This window comes from Paenibacillus sp. J2L1-98 (assembly GCF_056269405.1).
The window spans coordinates 180,032-201,970 of sequence record NZ_JBWDNW010000003.1 but is presented as its reverse complement, the minus strand read 5'-3'; the positions used below and the strand labels follow the sequence as shown (position 1 = coordinate 201,970).

Annotated in this window: 18 protein-coding genes and 2 riboswitches; of the genes, 6 read left to right on the top strand and 12 right to left on the bottom strand. The window is 48.4% G+C overall.

The features are described from left to right. Nucleotides 1–197 precede the first annotated feature (197 nt). From AC0YNZ_RS09185 to AC0YNZ_RS09170, 4 genes are all read right to left on the bottom strand, one after another. Complete coding sequence (locus AC0YNZ_RS09185) at nucleotides 198–1,499, bottom strand: MFS transporter (RefSeq protein WP_475826317.1); 1,302 nt, start codon at nucleotides 1,497–1,499, stop codon at nucleotides 198–200. A gap of 273 nt (nucleotides 1,500–1,772) precedes the next feature. After that, nucleotides 1,773–1,988 (bottom strand): CDGSH iron-sulfur domain-containing protein, encoded by a 216-nt coding sequence (locus AC0YNZ_RS09180; RefSeq protein WP_475826316.1) that lies wholly within the window; start codon nucleotides 1,986–1,988, stop codon nucleotides 1,773–1,775. Between the two features lie 101 nt (nucleotides 1,989–2,089). Next, on the bottom strand, nucleotides 2,090–2,674 hold the full coding sequence (locus AC0YNZ_RS09175) for an SET domain-containing protein (RefSeq protein ID WP_475826315.1): 585 nt from the start codon (nucleotides 2,672–2,674) through the stop codon (nucleotides 2,090–2,092). A 106-nt stretch (nucleotides 2,675–2,780) separates the two neighbouring features. Then, entirely contained in the window at nucleotides 2,781–4,154 is a 1,374-nt protein-coding gene (locus AC0YNZ_RS09170; RefSeq protein WP_475826500.1) for a TolB family protein, read from the bottom strand. A 165-nt stretch (nucleotides 4,155–4,319) separates the two neighbouring features. Here AC0YNZ_RS09170 and AC0YNZ_RS09165 point away from each other — a divergent pair, with 165 nt between their 5' ends. Next, a complete protein-coding gene (locus tag AC0YNZ_RS09165; RefSeq protein WP_110769758.1) occupies nucleotides 4,320–4,529 on the top strand; it encodes an NAD(P)H-binding domain containing protein in 210 nt (69 codons plus the stop codon). Between the two features lie 223 nt (nucleotides 4,530–4,752). On the opposite strand, the gene AC0YNZ_RS09160 is transcribed toward AC0YNZ_RS09165, so the two are convergent. Continuing rightward, nucleotides 4,753–6,000, bottom strand: a complete 1,248-nt coding sequence (locus AC0YNZ_RS09160; protein ID WP_475826314.1) for an ATP-binding protein — start codon at nucleotides 5,998–6,000, stop codon at nucleotides 4,753–4,755. Between the two features lie 243 nt (nucleotides 6,001–6,243). Here AC0YNZ_RS09160 and AC0YNZ_RS09155 point away from each other — a divergent pair, with 243 nt between their 5' ends. Further along, complete coding sequence (locus tag AC0YNZ_RS09155; RefSeq protein WP_475826313.1) at nucleotides 6,244–7,005, top strand: alpha/beta fold hydrolase; 762 nt, start codon at nucleotides 6,244–6,246, stop codon at nucleotides 7,003–7,005. A 146-nt stretch (nucleotides 7,006–7,151) separates the two neighbouring features. Beyond that, complete coding sequence (locus tag AC0YNZ_RS09150; protein WP_475826312.1) at nucleotides 7,152–8,837, top strand: GMC oxidoreductase; 1,686 nt, start codon at nucleotides 7,152–7,154, stop codon at nucleotides 8,835–8,837. A 162-nt stretch (nucleotides 8,838–8,999) separates the two neighbouring features. On the opposite strand, the gene atzF is transcribed toward AC0YNZ_RS09150, so the two are convergent. The 7 genes from atzF to AC0YNZ_RS09115 all read right to left on the bottom strand — a co-directional run bounded on the left by atzF (nucleotide 9,000) and on the right by AC0YNZ_RS09115 (nucleotide 19,253). Beyond that, nucleotides 9,000–10,826: an allophanate hydrolase gene (gene atzF, locus AC0YNZ_RS09145; RefSeq protein WP_475826311.1), complete on the bottom strand. Its 1,827-nt coding sequence runs from the start codon at nucleotides 10,824–10,826 to the stop codon at nucleotides 9,000–9,002. Continuing rightward, the gene (gene uca, locus AC0YNZ_RS09140; RefSeq protein ID WP_475826310.1) at nucleotides 10,823–14,458 is read right to left on the bottom strand and encodes an urea carboxylase; all 3,636 of its coding nucleotides are present in this window, start codon (nucleotides 14,456–14,458) and stop codon (nucleotides 10,823–10,825) included. The genes atzF and uca overlap by 4 nt, the downstream gene beginning before the upstream one ends. A 52-nt stretch (nucleotides 14,459–14,510) precedes the next feature. Next, complete coding sequence (locus AC0YNZ_RS09135; protein WP_475826309.1) at nucleotides 14,511–15,161, bottom strand: urea amidolyase associated protein UAAP2; 651 nt, start codon at nucleotides 15,159–15,161, stop codon at nucleotides 14,511–14,513. Nucleotides 15,162–15,194: 33 nt separating this feature from the next. Beyond that, on the bottom strand, nucleotides 15,195–15,914 hold the full coding sequence (locus AC0YNZ_RS09130) for an urea amidolyase associated protein UAAP1 (RefSeq protein ID WP_475826308.1): 720 nt from the start codon (nucleotides 15,912–15,914) through the stop codon (nucleotides 15,195–15,197). A 57-nt stretch (nucleotides 15,915–15,971) separates the two neighbouring features. Further along, a riboswitch (guanidine-I (ykkC/yxkD leader) is annotated at nucleotides 15,972–16,134 on the bottom strand. Nucleotides 16,135–16,266: 132 nt separating this feature from the next. Beyond that, complete coding sequence (locus AC0YNZ_RS09125; protein WP_475826307.1) at nucleotides 16,267–17,055, bottom strand: ABC transporter permease; 789 nt, start codon at nucleotides 17,053–17,055, stop codon at nucleotides 16,267–16,269. Between the two features lie 18 nt (nucleotides 17,056–17,073). After that, complete coding sequence (locus tag AC0YNZ_RS09120; protein WP_475826306.1) at nucleotides 17,074–18,087, bottom strand: ABC transporter substrate-binding protein; 1,014 nt, start codon at nucleotides 18,085–18,087, stop codon at nucleotides 17,074–17,076. Nucleotides 18,088–18,159: 72 nt separating this feature from the next. Further along, a riboswitch (guanidine-I (ykkC/yxkD leader) is annotated at nucleotides 18,160–18,313 on the bottom strand. Between the two features lie 160 nt (nucleotides 18,314–18,473). After that, nucleotides 18,474–19,253, bottom strand: coding sequence for a YheC/YheD family protein (locus AC0YNZ_RS09115; RefSeq protein WP_475826305.1), 780 nt, complete (start codon nucleotides 19,251–19,253; stop codon nucleotides 18,474–18,476). Between the two features lie 194 nt (nucleotides 19,254–19,447). Between AC0YNZ_RS09115 and AC0YNZ_RS09110 the strand changes: the two genes are divergently transcribed. The 3 genes from AC0YNZ_RS09110 to AC0YNZ_RS09100 all read left to right on the top strand — a co-directional run bounded on the left by AC0YNZ_RS09110 (nucleotide 19,448) and on the right by AC0YNZ_RS09100 (nucleotide 21,915). Then, entirely contained in the window at nucleotides 19,448–20,749 is a 1,302-nt protein-coding gene (locus tag AC0YNZ_RS09110) for a glycosyltransferase family 39 protein (protein ID WP_475826304.1), read from the top strand. A 399-nt stretch (nucleotides 20,750–21,148) separates the two neighbouring features. Then, a complete protein-coding gene (locus AC0YNZ_RS09105) occupies nucleotides 21,149–21,400 on the top strand; it encodes a DUF3986 family protein (RefSeq protein ID WP_475826303.1) in 252 nt (83 codons plus the stop codon). Between the two features lie 206 nt (nucleotides 21,401–21,606). Beyond that, on the top strand, nucleotides 21,607–21,915 hold the full coding sequence (locus AC0YNZ_RS09100; protein ID WP_475826302.1) for a hypothetical protein: 309 nt from the start codon (nucleotides 21,607–21,609) through the stop codon (nucleotides 21,913–21,915). Nucleotides 21,916–21,939: the final 24 nt, after the last annotated feature.

Genomic DNA, 21,939 nt, shown 5'->3' with positions numbered 1-21,939 from the left:
AGACTGCCGCTGTTTTATTGAGCTAACGTCCTCCGTCCCTCGTTTAAATGTCCAAGTCAGATATTCTTAAAGACCTTTATTGCTACTTCAGCCATTTCTTTTAATTTTATCAATATCTTTTAGCGCTCTTGTTCCCCGATAGCTCAAAGCACAGCATCTTGCGCTTGGCTTTAAGACCAAGCTCGGTGCCACGGTGACTAGTTCAGCCCGCTTGTCTTGTCGCCATGCCCGCCTGAGAAGCCGACCGTCTGTCCCGTACTCGGCTCCGGCACTCGCATAAGAATGACGATACCTACGATGAACAGGATGACGAGGCTGAATACGCCCATGCTCGTGTGGCCGGTGAGCTGCGCGGTTACACCGACGAGAAGGGGGCCCAGAATCGAAGCGAACTTGTCGAAAATATTATAAAACCCGAAAAACCGGTTAGCGTTCTCTTTTGGCACCATCCGCGCGAAGTAAGCCCGGCTCAGCGCCTGGATGCCGCCTTGCGAGGTGGCGACCAGCATCGCAAGCACCCAGAAGTCGAACGCCGACTTCATGAAATACGCGTAGATACATACGATGATATAGACGAAAATGCCGACGTACAGCATGATTTTGCCCGAGAACCGATCAGCCAGACGCCCGTATAACATTGCGAACGGAGCAGCGACGACTTGCGTGACGAACAATATGATGAGCAGGTCCGTCGATTCGATGCCCAGGTCGGTTCCATAGGCGGTGGACATCGTAATGATCGTCCCGACGCCGTCGATGTAAAAAAAATAAGCGAGCAAGAACAGGAAAATCGCGCGATGCTGCTTGATTTGCTTTAAGGTCTTGTAGAGACGCTTGAAGCTGTTCGCGACGATGTGAGGCTCGCGGTTCAAGTATTGCTTCTGGCGTACGTTGCGGAGCATGGGCAGGGTGAAGACGCCCCACCAGAGGGCCGTGATGAAGAACGCGATTTGACTCGCCGCCGTGACGGAGATGGGCAGAACCTCTTGCCCGGCAAGAAGAATGATCGCAATGCTGATGATAAAAGGAATCGTGCTCCCTATATACCCGATCGCAAATCCGCGGGCAGACACCTTGTTCATCCGTTCATCGTCGGTGACGTCCACAAGGAAGGCATCGTAGAACACATTGGAGCCCGCCGAGCCGATCGCGATGAACATATAACAGACGAGCAGCAGCTGCCAACTGTCGTTGGGAATAAACGTGAGCAGCGCGGTGGCGACGATGCCGAGCAAGCTGAAGCCTGCGAAAAACGTTTTTTTGAACCCTTGGTAATCGGCAATCGTGCCCAAGATCGGGCCTAGCAGGGCGAGGATAAACGTCGAAATCGCAATCGCATATCCCAGGTAAGCCGTAGAATTCGCAGCGCTAACGCCAGCGTCCTCGGCCGCCGCTTTGTAGAAGAGCGGGAAGACGGCCGTCGAAATGATGATGGAATAGGCGGAATGGCCCCAGTCGTACCACATCCAGCTTTTTTCTTCCTTCGAAAATGACCTCATAAGCTTGGCCTCCTGAATAAACCGAATACTCTTATTGTATAGGAAATGCGGACTACCGGGCGCAAAAGAACAAAAAAATTATAAAACGACGGGTTCGCCAAGCGAGGATATTACCATTTTCGCTCGACGGATTTCGACTAGTAGAAGAGGGGCAAAATGGAGCCGGGATACTCAAGGGAGAATTCACTCCCATATAGACTTATTAAATATAGGTTTCCGGATATGCGAACAACCCGGCCACGTCGTGAGACCGGGTTGCCACTTGCCAAAGACTTAGTCTTTTTTAGCTCTCGACGCGCTCTTGAAGCCGATCGACTTGTGCGTGCCGTCGCAAAACGGCTTGTTGCTTGATCCTCCACACCGGCACAGCGAGAACGATTCTTTGTGCTCGAACAGGTTGCCTTCTGCGTCCACCAGCTCGACCGGCCCCGTCACCCGAAGCGAACCGTTGTCGTTCACTTTAATCGTCACTTTGTTTTCGTCTACCATAAGTTTCCTCCTATGTGCGATAGTCAGGCGAATTTCTCCCATTTTCATTTCGTTCTTCGCGAGGAAAATCAAGATGATTAATGTTTCCCGTATCGATGCAATTAACTTGTGAAAGTAGTGAGAATCGAATCTAATGGTTCACGTCCACAAGCAACTGCATTAACTTTATCAAAAAATTCCTTTTTAATTAAATATTTTAGCGGTTGTTCCACATGGTTAAAATACTTAAACGCCTCCTTGGCTTTCTCGTCCCATTCCTGATAATAATTTAAATAATCATCTGCTTTGACTCTTGTTCGAGACGTACCTTCTTCAGCCACACATTCAAAATCTTCATCATCACCCAGTATTCCATAATCACATGTTAATTGTTCACCTGGGTTAATATCTCTTGCCGCTAATTGAAATTCATATGCTGTATCAATACAAGTGGGTTGGAAACTGTGATTCATGTACCTTGAGTGATCCCAATGAAGAATATAGTCGCCGTTATTTTCTTGATAAGTGTATTTAATCACCATCTCTCTCCGAATTTCATCGAGGGAATCTACATAATCCTCCTCAAGTATCATATCTAAATCATCTGAAATCCAAACAATCGTTCCTTTTGGGATGAATTTTGTAGCAAATACACCGACACCTACCTCTTCACTTACAAATCGAAGTTCTGTATCTGGATGAATCATGTTCTTTGTTCACCCTTCCTCTTATCAGTATCATAATACGATATGAGCCCGTTTTTCAGTTTGTCACTTTGTACGAGGGAATCATTATGATCAGGCTGAAGTTTGACTAAAGGAACGACAACCGACCGCCAATTTGGCGGATGTGATTGACGTCGGCCCAAAGGATAAAATAATTGTAAAACGTTTCCCCGATTTGCACAGGGCGGGGGTATTTCACGATGAATGCGGCCTGTTTGTTCATCTCAACGGGTTGGTCGGCCGACGGAAAAATGAAGCAAGCCTCCCGGTTTTTTACCGTCTTCATGACAATTCGGGGAGAAGAGCCGTAAGGCATCAATGGATGAAAAGCTTCGGAGCGGCATACATCGGCCATCCGGTCGCCCGCTGAAATCGCAGAAACCTGAAAAAAACCGTCGGGCGCTTCGTACCTCTCTTCGCTAACCCGGCGCCAGTTTGCGGGATACGGAAAGGATATCTGGTACACGAAGCTCGTATAGATGTTTTCCCGGACTCCTCTGACGCCAGGAGACCACTGCAGGGCGGTAATCCGGCCGCCGCTGAGGACGTTCACCTGCATCGGCTCCCTGATATCGACAATCCAGAGCTGACTTGCGCTTTCTACACCTGCGCATCCCGATAAATATGCGATTTTGCCTCCGTCCGGCGACCATCCAACGGGAGTGGAGAAACAATCAGAAACCGCCAACGTTCTTTGATTCTGACCGGTACGGCTGTCGATTTGGATGAGAGAATAATAATTCGGCTCCTTATAGGCGGTTGCGCTGTAGGCGATGTTCCGGGAGTCCGGGGACCATGCCGGAAAATAGTTTTTGGCGAGTGGTCCGCCATCCAGCGTGCAGATGGTGCCGGTGGCCAGATCCACCGTTGAAATGATGGAGATACTGGCACCCGGGTACGTATAAAGCGCAAAGGTTCCGTCCGGGGAAAGCCGGACGTCATGGAGTGGTCCCTCCGTTTTTTGCGTGATTTGTCTTCGGTTTGTGCCATCGGCCCGGATTCGGAAGAGCTGGGTGATGCCGGTAGAATCCGGAGACGCGAACAGAAGCTCCGTACCCGAAGGGAACCACTGGGCATCGCTGGCGCCCGGTTCCGGGAGGGCATCGCTGCTATGTGAGAAAGTATCATAGATGACAATTCGCCCGTTTTTGACATACGCGAGAAACCGGCTGTCCGGAGACCAGTCCAGCAGCGTGTAGGGTTCGATTTGATCGATCCGGGCGACGGCGGGCGTGACGGTATCCAGCAGGTGGACCACGTTGCCGATGCCGATGAAAGCGATTCTTCTGCTGTCCGGAGACCAATAGGGAATGGAGAATTCCGCACCAAGCCCCTGTGTAAGTTGAACATTAAGACCGTCCTGCGGTCGGTACAGCCAAATGTCGAACGTTCCGCCGCGGTCCGACGTGTAGGCGATCCATCCTTGAACGAGATCATGAGGAACAGCTTGCACGGCCAACATCCTTTCTTGAATCATCTTATACTTCAGATGTATTCAGTGAGGAGCGGTTAGGCGACATCATACTTTTTTAACAATTGCATTCCCTTCCATTGCCTTATCTTAAGTTAATGGTGTATTATTTGACCTTAGTATAATAAACATACAGATTTATGGAGGTAAGATAACATGCACGTTAAAATTAAACTCGAACCAGGTCAAAAACTTATTACGAACAAAGATTTTGAAGTAGCGATTGCTGTAAAAGCTAAAATTAAAGCCATGCAAAACGGAATGCAGATCAGACCGGCATCTACGATTGTAGGGTATAATGACGATTCAATTCGTATGTCAGACGGAAGCATCATCCATAGAGCTGCTAATTCATTTTTCGTTTAAAGATTTATCACTAGACCGATTACATAATCGGTCTTTTTTATAATTTCACATGGAAAACGAGTTTTAAGAACTGACTCCCATCAATGGATGTAATAAAGTAAAGCTCCAAAATAAAATGAAGCAGCTGCCGCGGCAAACTGCGGCAAACTGCTCCTTTTTTTGTTAATCCAAAGTTTCCGTTAGTTGAGTCATACAGAGCATTTCTGCCCGCAGTTCGGCAGCATTAGGCCTTCGGAATCCTCGCTATGACCTCTGTTCCAACATTTCGTTCACTGAGCACTTTTAATTTTCCCTTGAATGATTTGATAATCTGGAAGCAAACCATCATACCTAATCCAGTGCCACTTTCCTTCAAGGAATAATAGGGAGAACCGAGTCTTTCTACTTCCTCTTTCGACATCCCTATTCCCTCATCTTTCACGCGTATTTCCACATGAAAATCATCGACGGCTATACATGAGGCCCAGATCGTCCCATTAACAGGCAAGGATTCAATTGCATTTTTCATAATATTAATCAGGAACTGGTTCATTCTTTGGGCATTTCCATGAACTAAACAGCCACTCTCTATGTTGGTTAGGATAGAGACATTTTTGCTTAGAGCATAGTTTTGCATCAGAGTCACAGCTCGTTTTAGTTGATCGCCAACGTCCACGTACTCATTACAATCTGAGGATGGCTTTCCCAAGGTCAAAAAATTGTGAATGATATTGTTCGCTTGATCCAATTCTTCAATTGACAGCTTAATATACTGCTTCTTCTTATCAGGCAGATCGGGCGTATCGAGCAGCTGAAGAAAGCCCCGGGCTACTTGCATCGGATTACGGATTTCATGGGCAAATGCACCTGTTAAGTTCCCTATCAGTCGCAGCCTTTCAGCATTTTGAAGTTCAATACGCATCGTATGGATCTCTGCCATGTTCTCATTTAAAGCGGTCATCAACCAGGTCAAACCTGCGGCACATCCGAAGTGAAAAAAATAAATGGTTAAGCTCTCTGTTGTTATTCCTCTCAGCACCGAGACTAAAAAAGCGCCCACGAAGCAATAATACGACGAAAGCATGACTGCCATTATAATTCGCTTGTCTTTTGATACGTTTACGAATGTCTTCTGGAAATAAAGGATAACGGAAAATCCAAAGATGATAACCAGCAGCGTGCTGTAAAAGCCTGTATCCAAGCCTAAATATAAACGATATAGAATTATTAATACGGATAAGAATAACCCAGTTCTTTGACCGCAATACAATGTACCGATTAACAAGGGAACGATTCTGAAGTCAAGATGCATTCCATTTCCGTAACTTATTGGGAATGACATACACAGTAAAATTGAACTCCCCCAAAGTATGGACAGAAAGAAGTTAATATTTTTTTTGATTCGAATATGGCCTAACAAATAAGCTTGATAAATGCCAACTGGCACAATGACTAATGATAACTGCAGCAAAAAGTCTTTGATTATGCTCAAACGCCGCCACCTTACCGTCCATTTGTATAACGTGGACATATAACTTTTATCTAACACGACGCCCAATAATTAGATAAACAAATTGTACAATGAACATTAAGAACTTAACAAGATAGCGAATCAAATCTGCATGAATAGGCCGACGCCTAGTGCTATTTAATATTTCCAATTAACGTAACCCTCACTCGTTAAGAACGTATCCATAATGTGAATGGAATCATAACAAAGTGAGGTGTAATTGCATTGCCAATAGATAAATTTAAAATGGAAACCACGAAAGGGAAGATTCAATATAATATTAGTGGAAACGGCAAACCAAATATCGTTTTGATTAACGGTGGTTCGGGGCCAATAGAAGGCTGGATGAAAATACTACCTGAAATTTCGGAATCGTTAACTGTATTTTCCTATAATCGTTTTGGTGTTACAGGTAGTGATAAGCCGAAAGAACCTCAAGATGGAATAACGATTATCGAAACTTTACGGGAGGCATTAAAAATAGTAGGATTTGAGCCTCCATTCTTGCTGGTTGGACATTCATTAGGGGGACTATACATAAATTTATATGCCCGACTTTACCCAGATGAAGCAGCAGGAATTGTCTTTTTAGAATCCAGCCATCCAAAAGATATAAACCTTGATGAGTATCAAGGCAAGGTAGTAAAAGCAATTAACAAAATGTTCTTAATGTTTGATTCCTTGTCTTCACACAAACAATTCAGTGAAGTTAATTTTGTAAAAAGAACGGTGACTCAAATCCATCAAATAGACTCTTTTCCCAATATTCCCGTATATGTGATTACAGGTGGAAAAGAAAATCGTATGATGCCAGAGGAAGCACGTAAAATACGATTGGAGAATCAATTGGACTTACTTTCATTGTCAAGATGCAGCAAACATATTATCGCAGAAAAAAGCGGACATTTTCCTCAATTATCAGAGCCAAGAGTCGTCATCGATACAATCAAAGATTGTGCGGAACAAATAAAACAAACAAAGCAGTAGCGAAAGCCCATTTAATTCTGTGCCTAATAGTCAGACGAGCAGCCTAAAACATGTTCCGTTCCCTTTGTTTACGGATTTACGGGGATCATAAGCATCCGAAGTTGTGAGTATAATTATTAAACGATTTTTTGTAAGGGTGTGACAGGATGAAAGTATGGGTCGCCCATGAAAAAGACACTCTCAGAACCATCGCGGATAAAAATCATCTGCAATTAGAGGAGCTTATCTCTCTCAATCCATGCATTGAAAGCCCCGATCAAAACATCGCTGGCAAACCAGTCTATCTTCCTTCCTTAAGTGATTTTACCATGAGAGATGTTGACGAAATCCCGACTTGTACCGTGTCGACTGATTACATAAATAATTGGATTCCCCTCACTTCTCTGGAAGACATGGAAAAAACCGATTATGATGTCCTTATCGTCGGCACCGGTGCCGGTGGAGGAGCTGTCCTTTGGAGATTGTGTGAACAGTGGCAGAATCAGGGGAAGCGAATTGGTATCATTGAAAGGGGAGATCTGGTACTTCAATCGCATGCCCGCAACATTTCGACAATGAACGGGGAGCGTCTTACGAAATATTTTAATTACGTTTCACGGCCATTACCAGGTTCCGCTAGAGAGTATCCGGGAGCAAGGCAGCTTTTTGCGTTGGGGGGAAGAACATTATTTTGGTATACGTTTACTATGCGTATGCATTTGTCGGATTTATTGAAATGGCCCATACCCATCGATGAGCTGAAAACCTATTACAAAATTGCTGAGCAAACCATGAATGTATCAGGGGAATTTACTACAGACTCCTCGTATACGGAAATGTTATTGAACCGGCTGTGGGCAAAGGGTTATTCAACAGCGGAAAAAATAATTATGGCAGCTGATCTGTCACCGCAAAGTTATGGACGCATTCATACCGACGTTTTCTATAGTTCCATTTCCTTTTTTGCCAAAGCTTTGAATACTACCCCGTTCGAGCTGGCAGTAAATGCCCGTGCCGTTCAAATCCTGCATGATCAAGGAAAAGTAACCGGCGTTAAAGTCATGTCTCGGGATAAAAATTCGTATATCCTTAAAGCAAAAACGGTTGTGTTGTCTGCCAGCACATTTGAAACTCCGCGCTTGTTGCTTCACTCTGGAATTAAAAGCAGGGCGCTCGGGCATTACTTGACAAACCAATCTTTTATGATCGGTACAGGAACGATGAGCCGAACCGAGTTTCCGGCAGCTTTGGGGACGCTTGGAATTATGATAACTCAGACACCGGAGAAACCTTATCAAGTTCTTATGGCCGGACCCGGTGATTTTTACTGGTACCAAACTTACGAAGTAAAACCGTTAACAGCGGAAGTAGGGTCTACTTTTTTTTGCTACGGCAAGACTGAATCGCGATATGAGAACAGGATCACCCTAAATCCCAATAGATTAGATGAATATGGAGTACCGGAAATACAGGTTCATTTTTCCTTTAACGAAGAGGATCAAGCTGTTATCCGCAAGATGGAAGAAGGCATAAAGCAGATAGCCTCGTCTGCCGGGATAAAATTGATTTCCAGAGACGGAAGGCCTGCGATTTGCCTGATGCCGCGCGGAGACTTACATCATGATTCGGGAACATGCCGTATTGGAGATGACCCTTTAACCTCAGCGGCAGATCAATACGGCCAGATTCGCGGAGTTTCCGGGCTATATGTAGCCGATAACAGTGCTTTACCTTCCATTGGATGTGAGAACCCCACTCTGACAACCGTTGCTCTTTCCATTCGAACGGCAGATCATATCGTCGCCAATAGTAAATCGAATACTACACTGAACCTTGACCCGGGCAGAAACTGATCATTTATGAATTTTAGAGGGTGTCCCAAAGAATCCGGATGTTTTATGGAGCTCTCGTTCCCCGTTAGTTGAGTATCCAAATAATCGCTATATTGCATCACTAAAAACTAAAAGACTCCCTAAGCCCGAATAACGGGCAACTGGAAGTCTTTGTTCTTTCAATTAAACTTGCGGAACATGGCGCCAGCCGCCGTATGCCGTTATATCCTCTGCATCCGCAGCCGCATACGCTTCACATACGAAGCCGGATACCTCCGAACCATCCAACAGCTCTACCTTGCCGATACCAAGCGGAGCCGGAATCAAGGAAGTGAACGTCCCGAAAGATGCAGGGGACATTTCCCAAAGCTCGAGCTCGATAGAAGCTCCACCGTGCTGCTGCTTAATCATACCCGGCTTCGCTGGCGTCGTTGGCAGCTTAACCAGCTTGTAGCGCGGTGCCGAGCTTGCTTCGCAAACGAACCGCGCCTGTAAATCAATCATTTGCTTCTCAAGCGGATAACCTCGCATATGCAAGCCGCAAACGGCAACTACGATCATCTTCTCAGCAGCAACCGAAACCTGTGCATTCGCCTGCAAATGTGCGCTGTTTGCAGTTGTCTGGGATGACTCGGCTCCGCCAGCCTCAATAGCCCTCTCACCGCCATCGACAAATGAACGTGAAGCTTCGATAAGGAGATGCTCGTTCTCCGCAAGCGCGAACAGCGTAATGCCGAACGGCAGCCGCTCGTCCGCTGCGCTTGACGGGACGGCGACCGCACACAAATCCAGCAAATTACAATGGTTCGTATAGCGCCCCATGTCGCTATTCGTGCTGTACGGTTCCTGCCTCACCTGCTCGCGCGTCCACGTTCCGCCGCAGGTCGGCATCACGAGTACCGCATCCTGCAGCAGCTTTCTTGCTTCCAGCTTGTATGCCTGCAGCTTATGCATGGCGGTAAACAGCGAAGCCGCATCATACTCCTCCGCTGCACCGGAGCGCAGAATCCGCTCCGTCACCGGAAATGTAACACCCGGATTTGAATCAATAAAACCGCATAAATCGGCCCAGCGCTCGGCAACGTATGGACCTCCATAAAGAATGGCGGCCGCATCCGAAAACAAATCGTAATCCACATACTCAATCGGGAGATTTAATTGCTCCAGTCTCTCCAGCGCGGCTAGCCAAGCGCCCTGATATTTCTCCGCAAATGGTCCATAGAAAGCAACCGCCTGCTTAGGCAAGCAAAGCTTAGCCGGCAGCTTGGCTCGCTGCCTTGGTACATGCCGCGACCATGGATCAGTCTCGTCGATGCCTCTAGCGATGCTATCCACGAGAAGCGTTTCCTCCAGGCTGTGCGCAAATACGGTAACACAATCGAGGCTCGCGCATGCAGGCACGACGCCCTTCACCGGCCATGAGCCGAGGCTCGGCTTATAGCCTACCAGCTCATTAAGCGCAGCCGGTACCCTGCCTGAACCGGCCGTATCTGTCCCTAAGGAGAAAACGGCATGACCGCGTGCCACAGCAACGGCCGAGCCGGAGCTGGAGCCGCCGCTGATCAGCTCCGGACGAAGCGCATTATGCGCTTCGCCATAAGGACTGCGGGTTCCGACAAGCCCTGTCGCGAATTGGTCAAGGTTCGTTTTGCCAAGCGGTATCGCTCCTGCCATAACGAGCCGCTCCACTACCGTTGCATGCTCCTTTGGCGTGTATGCGAATGCCTCACAGCCGGCCGTCGTCGGGACACCAGCCACATCAATATTATCTTTGACCGCGAACGGAATGCCCCAAAGCGGAGCATTCGCCGGATCCAGCGCAGCAAGCCTTTCCAAATAAGGCTTCAGCGCAGCCATGGACGGAGGCGTAATCCAAACGTTCATACCCGCATCGGCTTCGGCCCTCCCCACGATTTCTGCCAGTACGTCCTCCGGCGTAAGAAGCCCGCTTGCATAGCTGCTTTGAAGCCATTCCACCGATAATTGGCGAGGAATTGTCACCTTTGTCATACGACCGCCTCCGTTTCCTTTTGCTGCAAAATACCGACAATCAGCTGACCCGTATGCACCTGGTCGCCCGGCTCCACATGCACGGAGCATACTTCGCCGTCGCACGAGGCCTGCTGTGAAAATTCCATTTTCATGCTTTCTACTATGATCAGGGTATCGCCCTTCTTCACCTGCTCGCCCGGACTTACGAGCACCTTCCATACGCTGCCCGGCATCGTGCACCGAACGGCGGCAGCGCCCTCTTGCAGCGCTTCCTCCTGACCGGCCCGCGCCGGTTCATGCTCCGCGACATACTCGGCAAGACCAAGCTCCTTCCAGCTCTCGCGCTCCGCTTGGAATGAAGCTTGCTGCTTCTCCTTGAACGCCGCTGCGCTTTCTTCAATGGCATCTAAAAATTTCAAATATTCGCCAAGATCAAACGTCGTTTCCGTAATATCCGCTTCATATCTGCCGCGCAGGAAATCCTCACGCAGCTTCAGCAGCTCATCGGCCTCCACCGGATAAAATTGAATTTGGTCAAAAAACCGCAGCAGCCATGGTTTGCCGGGTTTAAAGCTTTCCGTGCTGCGCAGACGGTTCCACATTTGAATGGTACGTCCAACGAATTGGTAGCCGCCCGGACCCTCCATGCCGTATACACACATATATGCGCCGCCGATACCGACAGCGTTTTCCGGTGTCCAGGTACGTGCGGGATTATACTTCGTTGTTACAAGTCGGTGACGCGGATCAACCGGAGTTGCAACAGGAGCACCCAAATATACGTCGCCTAAGCCAAGCACTAAATAGTTGGCTTCGTAGACGATTTTTTGTACAGCTTCAATACTCTCAAGCCCGTTGATGCGGCGGATGAATTCGATATTGCTTGGGCACCACGGCGCGTCCGGCCGAACCGTTTGCTGATAGCGGTCAATCGCAAGTTGCGTAGCCGGGTCATCCCAAGACAAAGGCAGTCGGACGATACGCGACGGCACCTGAATCGTTTCCAGCGGCGGCAGCGAGCTGTCCAGCTCCAAAATAAGCTTGCAGGCCTCGCTAACCGTAATTCGAGAACGGTCGATGTGCACCTGCAAGGAACGTATGCCCGGCGTCAAATCAAGCACCGGAATCCGTCCCGATTGTTCGATCGCCTGCATAAGCGCATGCGCTTGAAAGCGCAGCAGCAGATCAAGCTCAAGATCGCCGTATTCCACCAGCAGATTCTCATCGCCGCTGCAGCGGATTTTGACCTTGAATCTGCGTCCCTCTGCCTCATCAACAAGCAGCGGGTAATCCGGCGTCAAAACAGCTGCCGCTGCAGGAAGCTCCGCGGATGGCAATCCGGCGCGCGCCGAATCTCCGATCAACCGCAGGCGGCGTTCCTGCGCGTCGCGCAGCTCATCCGCTTCTTCCAGCGTCAACAGCTGGAAGCGCACCTTATCCCCGGCATGGAGCTGGCCGATTTTCCAAAATTGGGCCGATGCCGTCGTAACCGGACATACGAAGCCGCCGAGACTCGGGCCGTCCGGTCCGAGCAGGATCGGCATGTCGCCAGTCAAATCAAGCGTTCCGACCGCATACGCGTTATCGTGAATATTCGATGGATGAAGCCCGGCCTCTCCGCCGTCTTCCCGCGTCCATAGCGGTGCCGGTCCAATCAGCCGAACACCGGTACGCGAGCTGTTGAAATGAACCTCATAAGCCGTCTCGGATAGCTGCTTCAAATATTCCGGCTTCAGAAACTCCCCCGTGCAATGCGGTCCGGGTATGACGCCAATCGTCCATTCACTCGTCATTTGCGGACGTTCACTCGGAGCGAGCTCCGCCAAAACAGGAGGCTCAGCCCCTTTGATTACACCAAGCACATCGCCTGCACGCAGCGCGCGACCGCCATGCCCGCCAAATCCGCCGAGCGTAAAGGTCGCCGCGCTTCCAAGAATGCGAGGCATATCGAAGCCGCCGGCAACGAGCAAATACGTGCGCAAGCCTAGCTTCGCTTCCCCGAAGCTAAGCACCTGACCCCGATCCGCAAACATCGGCTTATACAGCTCAACCTTCACCCCGTCCAGCTCAGCCCCCATATCCGCTCCGGTCACGCAGAACCATACGCCGCTTCGGAATTTATAAGAGCCGCCGCGCAGCGTCAGCTCAAGACCGGCGGCATGATCATCATTGCCCAGCAATTTATTGCCAATCCGGAAGGAGTAAGGGTCCATCGGTCCGCATGGCGGGACGCCGACATCCCAGTGGCCTATCCGTCCCGGCCAATCTTGGACAGTCGTTTGAACGCCGCCGTCAACCACTTCGAGCGCATGCTCGGCAGGCACAAAGCCACTCAGCAGCTGCGTATAGACATTCCCGTCTGCAACCTCCTGATCGCCAAGCAGCGCTTGCAAATATTGCAAATTAGTCGTAATGCCGTACATTCTGGTCTCGCTAAGCGCATGAATCAGCTTGCTTATCGCTTCCTCGCGATCCGCGCCATGAACGATAATTTTCGCGAGCATCGGATCGTAAAGCGTCGTCACCGTAAGGCCGTCTCTTACCCAAGACTCATTGCGGGCGTTAGCCGAAAATACAGCTTGGTCCAGCTGCCCCGCGCTGGGACGGAAGCTCTGCAAGCAGTCCTCGGCATAAATGCGCGCTTGAATGCTGTGTCCGACAGGCGCTTTCACTTTCGACTGCAAGTCAGTAAGCTCATTCGCCGCTTCGCGAACCATCCATTCCACTAAGTCAACGCCCAGTACCTCTTCCGTTACGCCATGCTCAACCTGCAGCCGCGTATTCACCTCAAGAAAATAAAACTCTCCCGTCTCCGGATCGTACAAATATTCCACCGTTCCCGCACTGCGGTAACCCGCTTCCGCTGCAAGACGCTTCGAGGATTCAAACATGGCATTACGAACCTCATCCGTCAGATTCGGGGCCGGACTTTCCTCGATGACCTTCTGGTTGCGGCGCTGGATCGAGCAGTCGCGCTCGCCCAGCGTGACAACCTCGCCAAAGCCGTTGCCAAAAATCTGCACCTCGACATGACGCGCTCTCGCAATATATTTCTCCAAAAACAATCCGCCATTTTTAAAGTTCGTTTCCGCCAAATGCTTAACGCCGTCATAGGCGAGGCGCAGCGCTTGTTCGTCCGCGCATACCCGCATTCCAATGCCGCCGCCGCCCGCCGTGCTTTTTAGAATGACCGGATAACCGATCTGACCGGCCTGCGCCAGCGCTTCCTTCAGCTCCGTAATTAATGCCGTGCCCGGCAATAACGGAACGCCTGCCCGCTTGGCAATTTCCCGGGCCGAATGCTTTAGGCCGAACATCTCCATTTGCTCGGGCGTCGGTCCGATGAATACGATGCCTTGCTCGCGGCAAGCGCGGGCAAAATCGGCATTTTCGCTAAGGAAACCATAGCCGGGATGAATTGCCTGCGCACCCGTTTCAAGCGCCGTTTGCAAAATAAGCTCTGCATTCAAATAACTTTCTTTGGCAGGACCTTCACCAATAAGAACGGCTTCATCCGCATGATCGACATGCAGGCTGTCTTGATCGGCTCCCGTGTATACGGCAACCGATGCGATGCCAAGCTTGCGCAGCGTGCGCTCGATGCGAACAGCGATAGCGCCGCGGTTTGCGATTAATACTTTTGTGAACATCGTAATCTCTCCTCGCAAAGTCGTTCTACTGTTTTTGTAAGCTGAATGAAACCTATCGGTCCCAAACGAGCACCCGCACCGGCGTCGGGTTATAGGCGTTGCATGGGTTGTTAAGCTGCGGGCAATTGCTGAGCAGCGCAGTCGTGCGGCAAAGCGATTGAAGCTCAACGTAAGCGCCAGGCGACGATACGCCATCTGCGAACTGAAGCCCTCCGTCAGCCGTTACCGGCACATTCATGAAGAAGTTAATGTTCGGAGCCAAATCCCGTTTCGTATATTGCTCATTCCGCTTCGCCAGCTGCAGCATGAACGTATCGCGGCAGTTGTGCATATAAAGTTTGTCATGCGAATAGCGAACCGTGTTGCTTTGAGCGGAGCATGAGCCGCCGACCGTATCATGCCGGCCGCAGGTATCCGCTATGATCTTCAGCAGCTCCTTGCCGGATTCGGAGAGGAGCACCGAGCCTGCCGTCAAATAAATGTTGCCTTGTCCGGCAATTGTCGCAACCGCGCTGTAATGATCCTCCGGATGATCCGCATCGTAAAATAACGTGTCAGCCGCTTGATTGCCATCCAAATCGACGATTCTCAGCACCTGTCCCGGCTGCAGATCGTACATCCAGCCATCACCGGCTGCTATCATTTCATCGTATATGGCATCCTCTGCCTTACGCGGGCTTTCCACTCGATTAAAAACAGACATCTGTCATTCCTCCTAATCAATGATTGATAAGCTTTATAAACCTTGCAGCAAGTAATATTGCTGTGTATTCTCATAAGCGCGCCGGTTCTCCGGACGGAAGTTCAAGCAGTAATCATCCTCCTGAACAGCCTCCGCTTCCAGCACCTCGATTTGAACGGGCACGGAAGGATAATCGCCGCTTGGATCAAGCGGGTTCGGGGTGTTCGACAGCACCAGCAGCACGTCCATATCTGTTCTTAACGTTACAGCCGCTCCAGCTTGGCAATGCTCCGGGCTAAAGTGCATAACGCCTTGCTCATCGCAATACACCTTCGAGAACAGATTCACGACAGGAGCTAGATCCCGTACGCCCAGTCCGTTTCTAACCAGCTCCACCGCAAAATTTTCTTGTCCGCTGCGCAGCCACTCATTGCGAAGTTCCTGGTAGGTGGTCTTGCCGTATTTCGCATCCGTCGCCGCGCGGCTCGTATAGCCGCATATCGTATCGTGCCAGCCGAGCTGATCGTCTACGATACTGGCCAGCGACCGGCCGTTATCGCTCATCAGCACATTCCCCTTGGTTAAATGCGAGGTATGCTGCGCTTTTAGCGTATCCGGCATATTGTAACGTTCTGTTAAATCCTTCGCGTTATAGAAAAGCACAGATACGTTCGCTCCCGCTCCCAGCGCAGTGAACCGCAGCAACCTCCCCCGGCTGATATATCCTGACCATTTGCCTCCTGGACGAATGGTTGTGTTCCAAATACTGCTCATCGATGTTTCCCCCTCAAAAAATGTTGGTCTTAAAAATAAAGAAAGCCCGGGAGAGTAATCTCCCAGGCTTTTATCCTTCCGTGTACTATAGCAGGCTGCTTCAGCGAGAGAACAGCCTGCTATATGCCGTCTCTCGGACCAGACCTGCTTCCGGCTGACGATTCATTTGATCAAAAGAAATGCGTCAGCCGTCATTAGCGGAACCCTAGACAGCTTGTCGTTCTCAATGGCAATCATGAGAACCTATATGTTGTTGTCATGTTTCCTGACGTTTAATCGGAGTATAATAGCGTCCAGCCGTCTTTGTCAATCCTATTTGTCAATCATTATGTCAGCTATCATAACTCAAGCTCTAAGCCCAAGGGAAAAGCCGGCGGTTCAGAAAAGCAAACACCCGGTCGCTTACAAGCCCTAGCAAACCGATTACGATAATGCCGACAAAAATCTCATCGGTATTCAGGAATCGCTGCGCCTTCATAATCTGGTAGCCCAATCCGCTGCTAACTGCTACGAGCTCCGCTACGACGAGATACGTCCACGCCCATCCGAGAATAAGCCGGAGCGTATTCATCAGCTGAGGCTGAATAGCCGGAATAATAACCGTTTCGATCGCCTTCCATCTGCTCGCCCCCAGCGTAAAGGAAGCATGCAGCAGATCATGCGGTACGCGCCGCGTAATATCTGACACCATCAGCACGAGCTGGAAGAAGCAGCCGATAAAGATGAGCAGCACCTTTGCCCACTCTCCGATTCCGGCCCATACCATGATGAGCGGAATAAAAGCGACCGCCGGCATATAACGGATAAATTCCATTGGAGGCTCCACGAAAGCTTCCCCGAATTTGAACGTACCGGCAAACAATCCGATAGGTATAGCAATCACACAGGCTAGTAAAAAACCGGCCGTAACCCTGAATACGCTAATGCCGATATGTCCCCAATACTCCGGACTTCCGAGATTCAGAATGAGCTGAACGAGCACGGCATGCGGCTTCGGCAGGAAGATCGGACTGACCGTCTCCGTATAGCTTAGCAGTGACCATAGGCCAAGCAGCAAAGCGAAGGAGAATCCCGCCGTTACGGCAAACGGCTTTGGGCCGATATCTTTGAATATTTGAAATTTATACGGTTTACGTCGCATTGGCGTCCCCATCGCTCATCACTTCCCTGCTTTATTATTTACAAACTGAGGATCGAGCAGCTCATCAACGCTATCCAGCTTATCAACCATATCGAGTTTAAAAAGAAAATCTGCCGTCTTCAGGCCTGTGTAGCTAAGCGAAGTGTAATCCTCCCGCTGCTCGAACGCCTTGATGTTATCCGCAACGTTGAATAGCTTGATGCTGTCTAAGCCTAGCTTAAAGTCTTCCGGCGTTGTCTCTGCCTTCTCAGCTAGAAGCTTGATCGCCTCTTCTTTGTTGTCCTCATACCATGCCAGCGCATCGAACCAAGCATCGACGATTTTTTGTACCTCCTCCGGACGATCCTTCACGACCGAATCGCGGAACACAAGCAGATCCGGTATGAGCCCTGGCGTATCCTTGGAAGAAAAAAGCACCTTGCCTTTGCCTTCCTTCACGGCAGTCGTTTGGAATGGCTCCCAAAGCACCGATGCATCCGTATTGCCAGAAATAAAAGCAGGTCCGGCATCATTCACCGTCATGTTGACGTAATTAATGTCTTTCTCGTCCATTCCGTTTTCAGCAAGTGCGGTAAGCAGAAGGAAGTGATCCACCGTACCAAGCTCAGTTGCAACCGTCTTTCCTTTCAAATCTTTGATGGAGTTAATGTCAGGTTTACTCACAATAGCATCGCCGCCAAAAGAATTATCGTTTACGAGGACAGCCTTCAGACCAATGCCTTTGGACAGCGGCGCCAGCGAATCGCTTAGCGTCTGGCTGTTCGCGTCAACTTTGCCGGCTGCGATCGCTTGGAGCGAGTCGCTGTATACAGGGAAAAACTCCAGCTTGACGTTAACGCCATGCTTCTCGAAGAACCCCTTCTCCTCTACCAAATACCACATATACCAACCCGGCCAAGGACTAAGCGCAATCGTGATCGGATCATCCGTCGTTCCTTCCTTTGTCTCCTTTGTATTTCCGGAACAAGCAGCCAAAAACGTCATCGATACGATTAGCATTAGAACCAGTGTCGCCTTAAGTGATTTTTTCATTTTCCCCACTCCTGTCATCTTTTAATTAGCACCAAATAGGACTATAAAAAAAAATAAAAGCCAAGGAGAGTGATCTCCCAGGCTTTTATCCTTCCGTGTTATATAGATGGGCGAACGGTACGTCCGCATCATCTATACGCCGTCTCTTGGACCAGACTTAACCACTTGCCGAACGCTTTCTTGCATGCGCCGAACGATCGTTAACGGAACCCTAGACTGCTTGTTGTTCTCATCATTCATGCTCGAGAACCCTATTTGATTGTCACGAAACCTTACGTTTAACCGAATTATAGTGTGGAACATACGGATGTGTCAATAAGCATGTTAGGTTTTATTACATAAAGAAACAGATCAAGGGAATTTTCCCCGACCTGCTTCTGTTCGAACTATTTTGCAGAATGTCTGCCGTAGCTGACCGCGAAGTGCAGCATTTTGTTGTAAGCCTTGCGGTCAAGCTGTTTAATCGCATTAAATTGAGGATGGTTGGAGTTTACCTCAATGACCCAAAGACGGTTCTGCTTGTCATATGCGAAGTCGATGCCCATTTCATGCATGCCTGATTGTTTCTTACTTAATGCACGCGAAATTCGAAGTGCCAGATCCGTCATTTTCCGTACTCGGCCCTCGGTTGCTGCAGACGATTTCCCCTGCATTTTTCCAAGCTGCTTCATCGTATAGATCGAACCGCCTTGATAATAGTTCGTCACAATTTTATTGCGTGCCCCCACCTTTACGACTATGCCTGTACAAACCCAAGAGCCTCCTGGCTTCCGCTGTACCATTACCCGAATATCATACGGACAACCTTTCACTGTATCTAAGGATATCCCTTTTTGAATAATGAGCTTTGCCGGCTTCTGTTTCTTCAAGCGGTCATATACGCCGGAAATAGCATTATAATGTTTGCTTATTTGTTTCTTTTTGACAATCTCAAACAGTTCATAGCCTGGATCGGACCGCTTCAGCTTAAAGACGCCAATTCCATGCGAGCCCACATTAGGCTTCACGTAGAGCATATCATACTTGTTAATCATCATTTCCAGATGACCGCGACTGAATGATACGGTATGCGGAATGTGACGCTTCAGCGATTTATTGGCTGATAAGTAATTGCAGACACGCTGCTTCCCTACTATACTTCGGCTAGCATATTTCTTTTTGGACACTGCCATCACCTCATCTTACTGTATGAGAGGATGGTCGATAGCACTTGTGCGTATGTTTATAGACAGCAAATATAGTAAACTGTAGTATACTTCGAATGAGCTGGAACATTTTTCTTCATTTGTTCGTTTTAATTTAGAATGGAGGAAATTTCCGTTTAAAACCTATATAAATACAATCGAAAGGTGTGTAGTTCTTGTTTAATTTAAGTCAAGTATCCAGACCGGTCAAAATCGCTCTTCTCGTCACCATCCTTCTCGTATTCGCTATAAGCGCAGCATCCGTTCTTATTTACGGCGATCATTTTTTGCTGGGCTCCTATGAGAAACTGAATAATGATGACGTGAAATACGTGAACAGCGCAAAAATTTTATTGAATAAGCATACCCTTGCTTACAATAGCGGCGAGTCTCCATCCTCTTTTATTATGCCTGGGATGCCCTTTGTATTGTCAGGCTTAATGCTAATATTCGGACAAGGCGATACAGCCGTAATCGCATTTCGAATTTTGCAGGCAGCTCTGCAAGCCTTCTCTATCTATCTTATTTTTGTAATCGCGAATCATTTATTCAATAGCCGGGCCGCTCTTATTGCCAGCATCGCAACAGCGTTATATTTGCCTGATTATTTCTCTTCCGGCGTTATTTTATCAGAAACGATATTCCGGACGATATTTATGCTGTTAATCTGCTTCAGCCTGCTTGCTTTAAAGAGCAATCAAACCAAGCACTATGTCATCGTCGCCGTTCTCGTCATTATGGCTTGCTACTTTAAACCGCATACCGGACTTTTTCCAGTCGTTTTATTTATGTTGTGGGTGATCAATAAAGTATCCTGGAAAACGATCGTGAAGCATACAGTCGTCATTTCCGTTACGATGGTGATTCTGCTCAGCCCTTGGTGGATCCGCAATTACATAACGTTTGATGAATTTATTCCCTTCACCAAATCAGCAGGAAACCCGATGCTGCTGGGAGCCTTAATCAAAAACGCGGCTCCTGCCAAGCCATTCTTCGACGCTCACCCGGAATATGCGGGCGATAGAGCCAGCTTATTCATAGGCTCAGATGATGCCATGGCAGATACAGCCAAAAAAATTATGCGCTACGGTTTCACACATCAGCCGATAGATTATCTCAAATGGTATACTGTCGAAAAAGTAAAAGGGCTGTACCTCGGACCTTATTACTGGCGAACGGTGTTCGATATATCTATCGCATTCGTATTTGTCCCTCACACCCTTATGATGCTGATCGGTTCCGCCGGGTTGCTGCTTATGCTATTCAAAGCCGTTAGGCAGCGAAATATCCCCTATTTGCTCTTACTGTTTACGCTAGCCTACTTCACCGTTATATATGTTCCTTTCGTCGCGTTTTCAAGATACGGCTACCCGAATATCTTTCTTATTTTCCTGGCGGGGGCTTATTTTATTGACCGGATAGTGAGCATTCGCGCGATTAAACGCTTGGCAGCGGGGCCTTCTGCGGCTAACCTTTAAAAAGTTTGCTACCAAACCTTTAAAGGCTTACTACCAAAGCTTCAAAGCGTTTCGAACCCTCCCAAACCCTCCCTTCCAAGGGAGGGCCCCGAGGCGCTGCGCCCTCTGGACACCCGCACTGAGTAACGTTGGCAATAGAGAGGCGCTTGGCTTATGCGTTTGATTTGGAGCGCTCTCGTTCCTTGGGACACGTTTTACGTTTGGCATATAATGGATTAAGTAAAGTTGAATACGAGAGCACAGGCCCTGATTTGTTATCCGAAGCGGATTATGGATCAGGGTTTTTCGCGCTTGGTGGTACAGCTGAGGCATTCGCTACTGTGCTTCATTGTATAAACCACATTGTTTAGAAGCTATACTGTTTATGAATTATTCCGAAATGAAGGAGGTAAGGAGTATATGGAAATAAGCCATTGGGACTTGGGTTATTACAAGGATGGAAATGATATAGAAGCTGTTGGCTTTTTTGAAGATGGCAAATGGGTTGTTTACTACGATGATAGTCATGATACTCATTTGTTTGACGAAACACAGCCAAGACATGAATTATATGGTGTTGTGATTTTAAAGGTGCGTGATTACGAAGAAGCAGAAAACAAATTTATTGAATGGGTAGAAAGCAGACTGCTTCCATATAGAATAAAACGCTAGTATGAGTTTACTTCACGGCAGTCCTTTGTTACGCTAAAAGGCAGGTATAAAGGGGATTTGTTCTGGGTGTGGGGTAAGGAAATCTCCCGGCAATACTATGGAATATCTCTGTCATTCCACTAACGGAAAACTTTAGTTCAACAATCCGAGAAAGGCTGTCGGCAAGATCGGGAGTCTTTGTTGAGAACAATATTGGAGGAATCTCAATGAGTCAACGTTATCGAATTACAAGAGCATTTCAGGAAAATGGCAATTCGGCGCAAACAATATCTTTAGAAGAGTGCAAACAGTATTTCACGTCCAAACCTGATTTTTCCTATACATCAGTTTTTACGGTGTCAGGCTCTACCAGCATGTCCATTGAGGGAGATTTTTTCATGTGGAGCTGCGGTGATACTAAGATCCCATTCAGGCATTATCAGGGAGATCTTTATGTATCCGGCACCAATGAAGCAGTGATTCCCAAAATGATTGAGGTTGCGGGCGATTTAGGGGCGGATGTGCTGGAAGGGTAATTTTTTCATTAGAATAACGATATA

Excerpts from the sequence above, each read along its gene's own strand:
- AC0YNZ_RS09150 (WP_475826312.1), top strand. The coding sequence starts at position 7,152 with ATGAAAGTATGGGTCGCCCATGAAAAAGACACTCTCAGAACCATCGCG.
- AC0YNZ_RS09130 (WP_475826308.1), bottom strand. The coding sequence starts at position 15,914 with ATGAGCAGTATTTGGAACACAACCATTCGTCCAGGAGGCAAATGGTCA.
- AC0YNZ_RS09175 (WP_475826315.1), bottom strand. The coding sequence starts at position 2,674 with ATGATTCATCCAGATACAGAACTTCGATTTGTAAGTGAAGAGGTAGGT.
- AC0YNZ_RS09185 (WP_475826317.1), bottom strand. The coding sequence starts at position 1,499 with ATGAGGTCATTTTCGAAGGAAGAAAAAAGCTGGATGTGGTACGACTGG.
- AC0YNZ_RS09165 (WP_110769758.1), top strand. The coding sequence starts at position 4,320 with ATGCACGTTAAAATTAAACTCGAACCAGGTCAAAAACTTATTACGAAC.
- AC0YNZ_RS09170 (WP_475826500.1), bottom strand. The coding sequence starts at position 4,154 with ATGTTGGCCGTGCAAGCTGTTCCTCATGATCTCGTTCAAGGATGGATC.
- AC0YNZ_RS09125 (WP_475826307.1), bottom strand. The coding sequence starts at position 17,055 with ATGCGACGTAAACCGTATAAATTTCAAATATTCAAAGATATCGGCCCA.
- uca (WP_475826310.1), bottom strand. The coding sequence starts at position 14,458 with ATGTTCACAAAAGTATTAATCGCAAACCGCGGCGCTATCGCTGTTCGC.
- AC0YNZ_RS09100 (WP_475826302.1), top strand. The coding sequence starts at position 21,607 with ATGAGTCAACGTTATCGAATTACAAGAGCATTTCAGGAAAATGGCAAT.
- atzF (WP_475826311.1), bottom strand. The coding sequence starts at position 10,826 with ATGACAAAGGTGACAATTCCTCGCCAATTATCGGTGGAATGGCTTCAA.
- AC0YNZ_RS09135 (WP_475826309.1), bottom strand. The coding sequence starts at position 15,161 with ATGTCTGTTTTTAATCGAGTGGAAAGCCCGCGTAAGGCAGAGGATGCC.
- AC0YNZ_RS09180 (WP_475826316.1), bottom strand. The coding sequence starts at position 1,988 with ATGGTAGACGAAAACAAAGTGACGATTAAAGTGAACGACAACGGTTCG.
- AC0YNZ_RS09120 (WP_475826306.1), bottom strand. The coding sequence starts at position 18,087 with ATGAAAAAATCACTTAAGGCGACACTGGTTCTAATGCTAATCGTATCG.
- AC0YNZ_RS09105 (WP_475826303.1), top strand. The coding sequence starts at position 21,149 with ATGGAAATAAGCCATTGGGACTTGGGTTATTACAAGGATGGAAATGAT.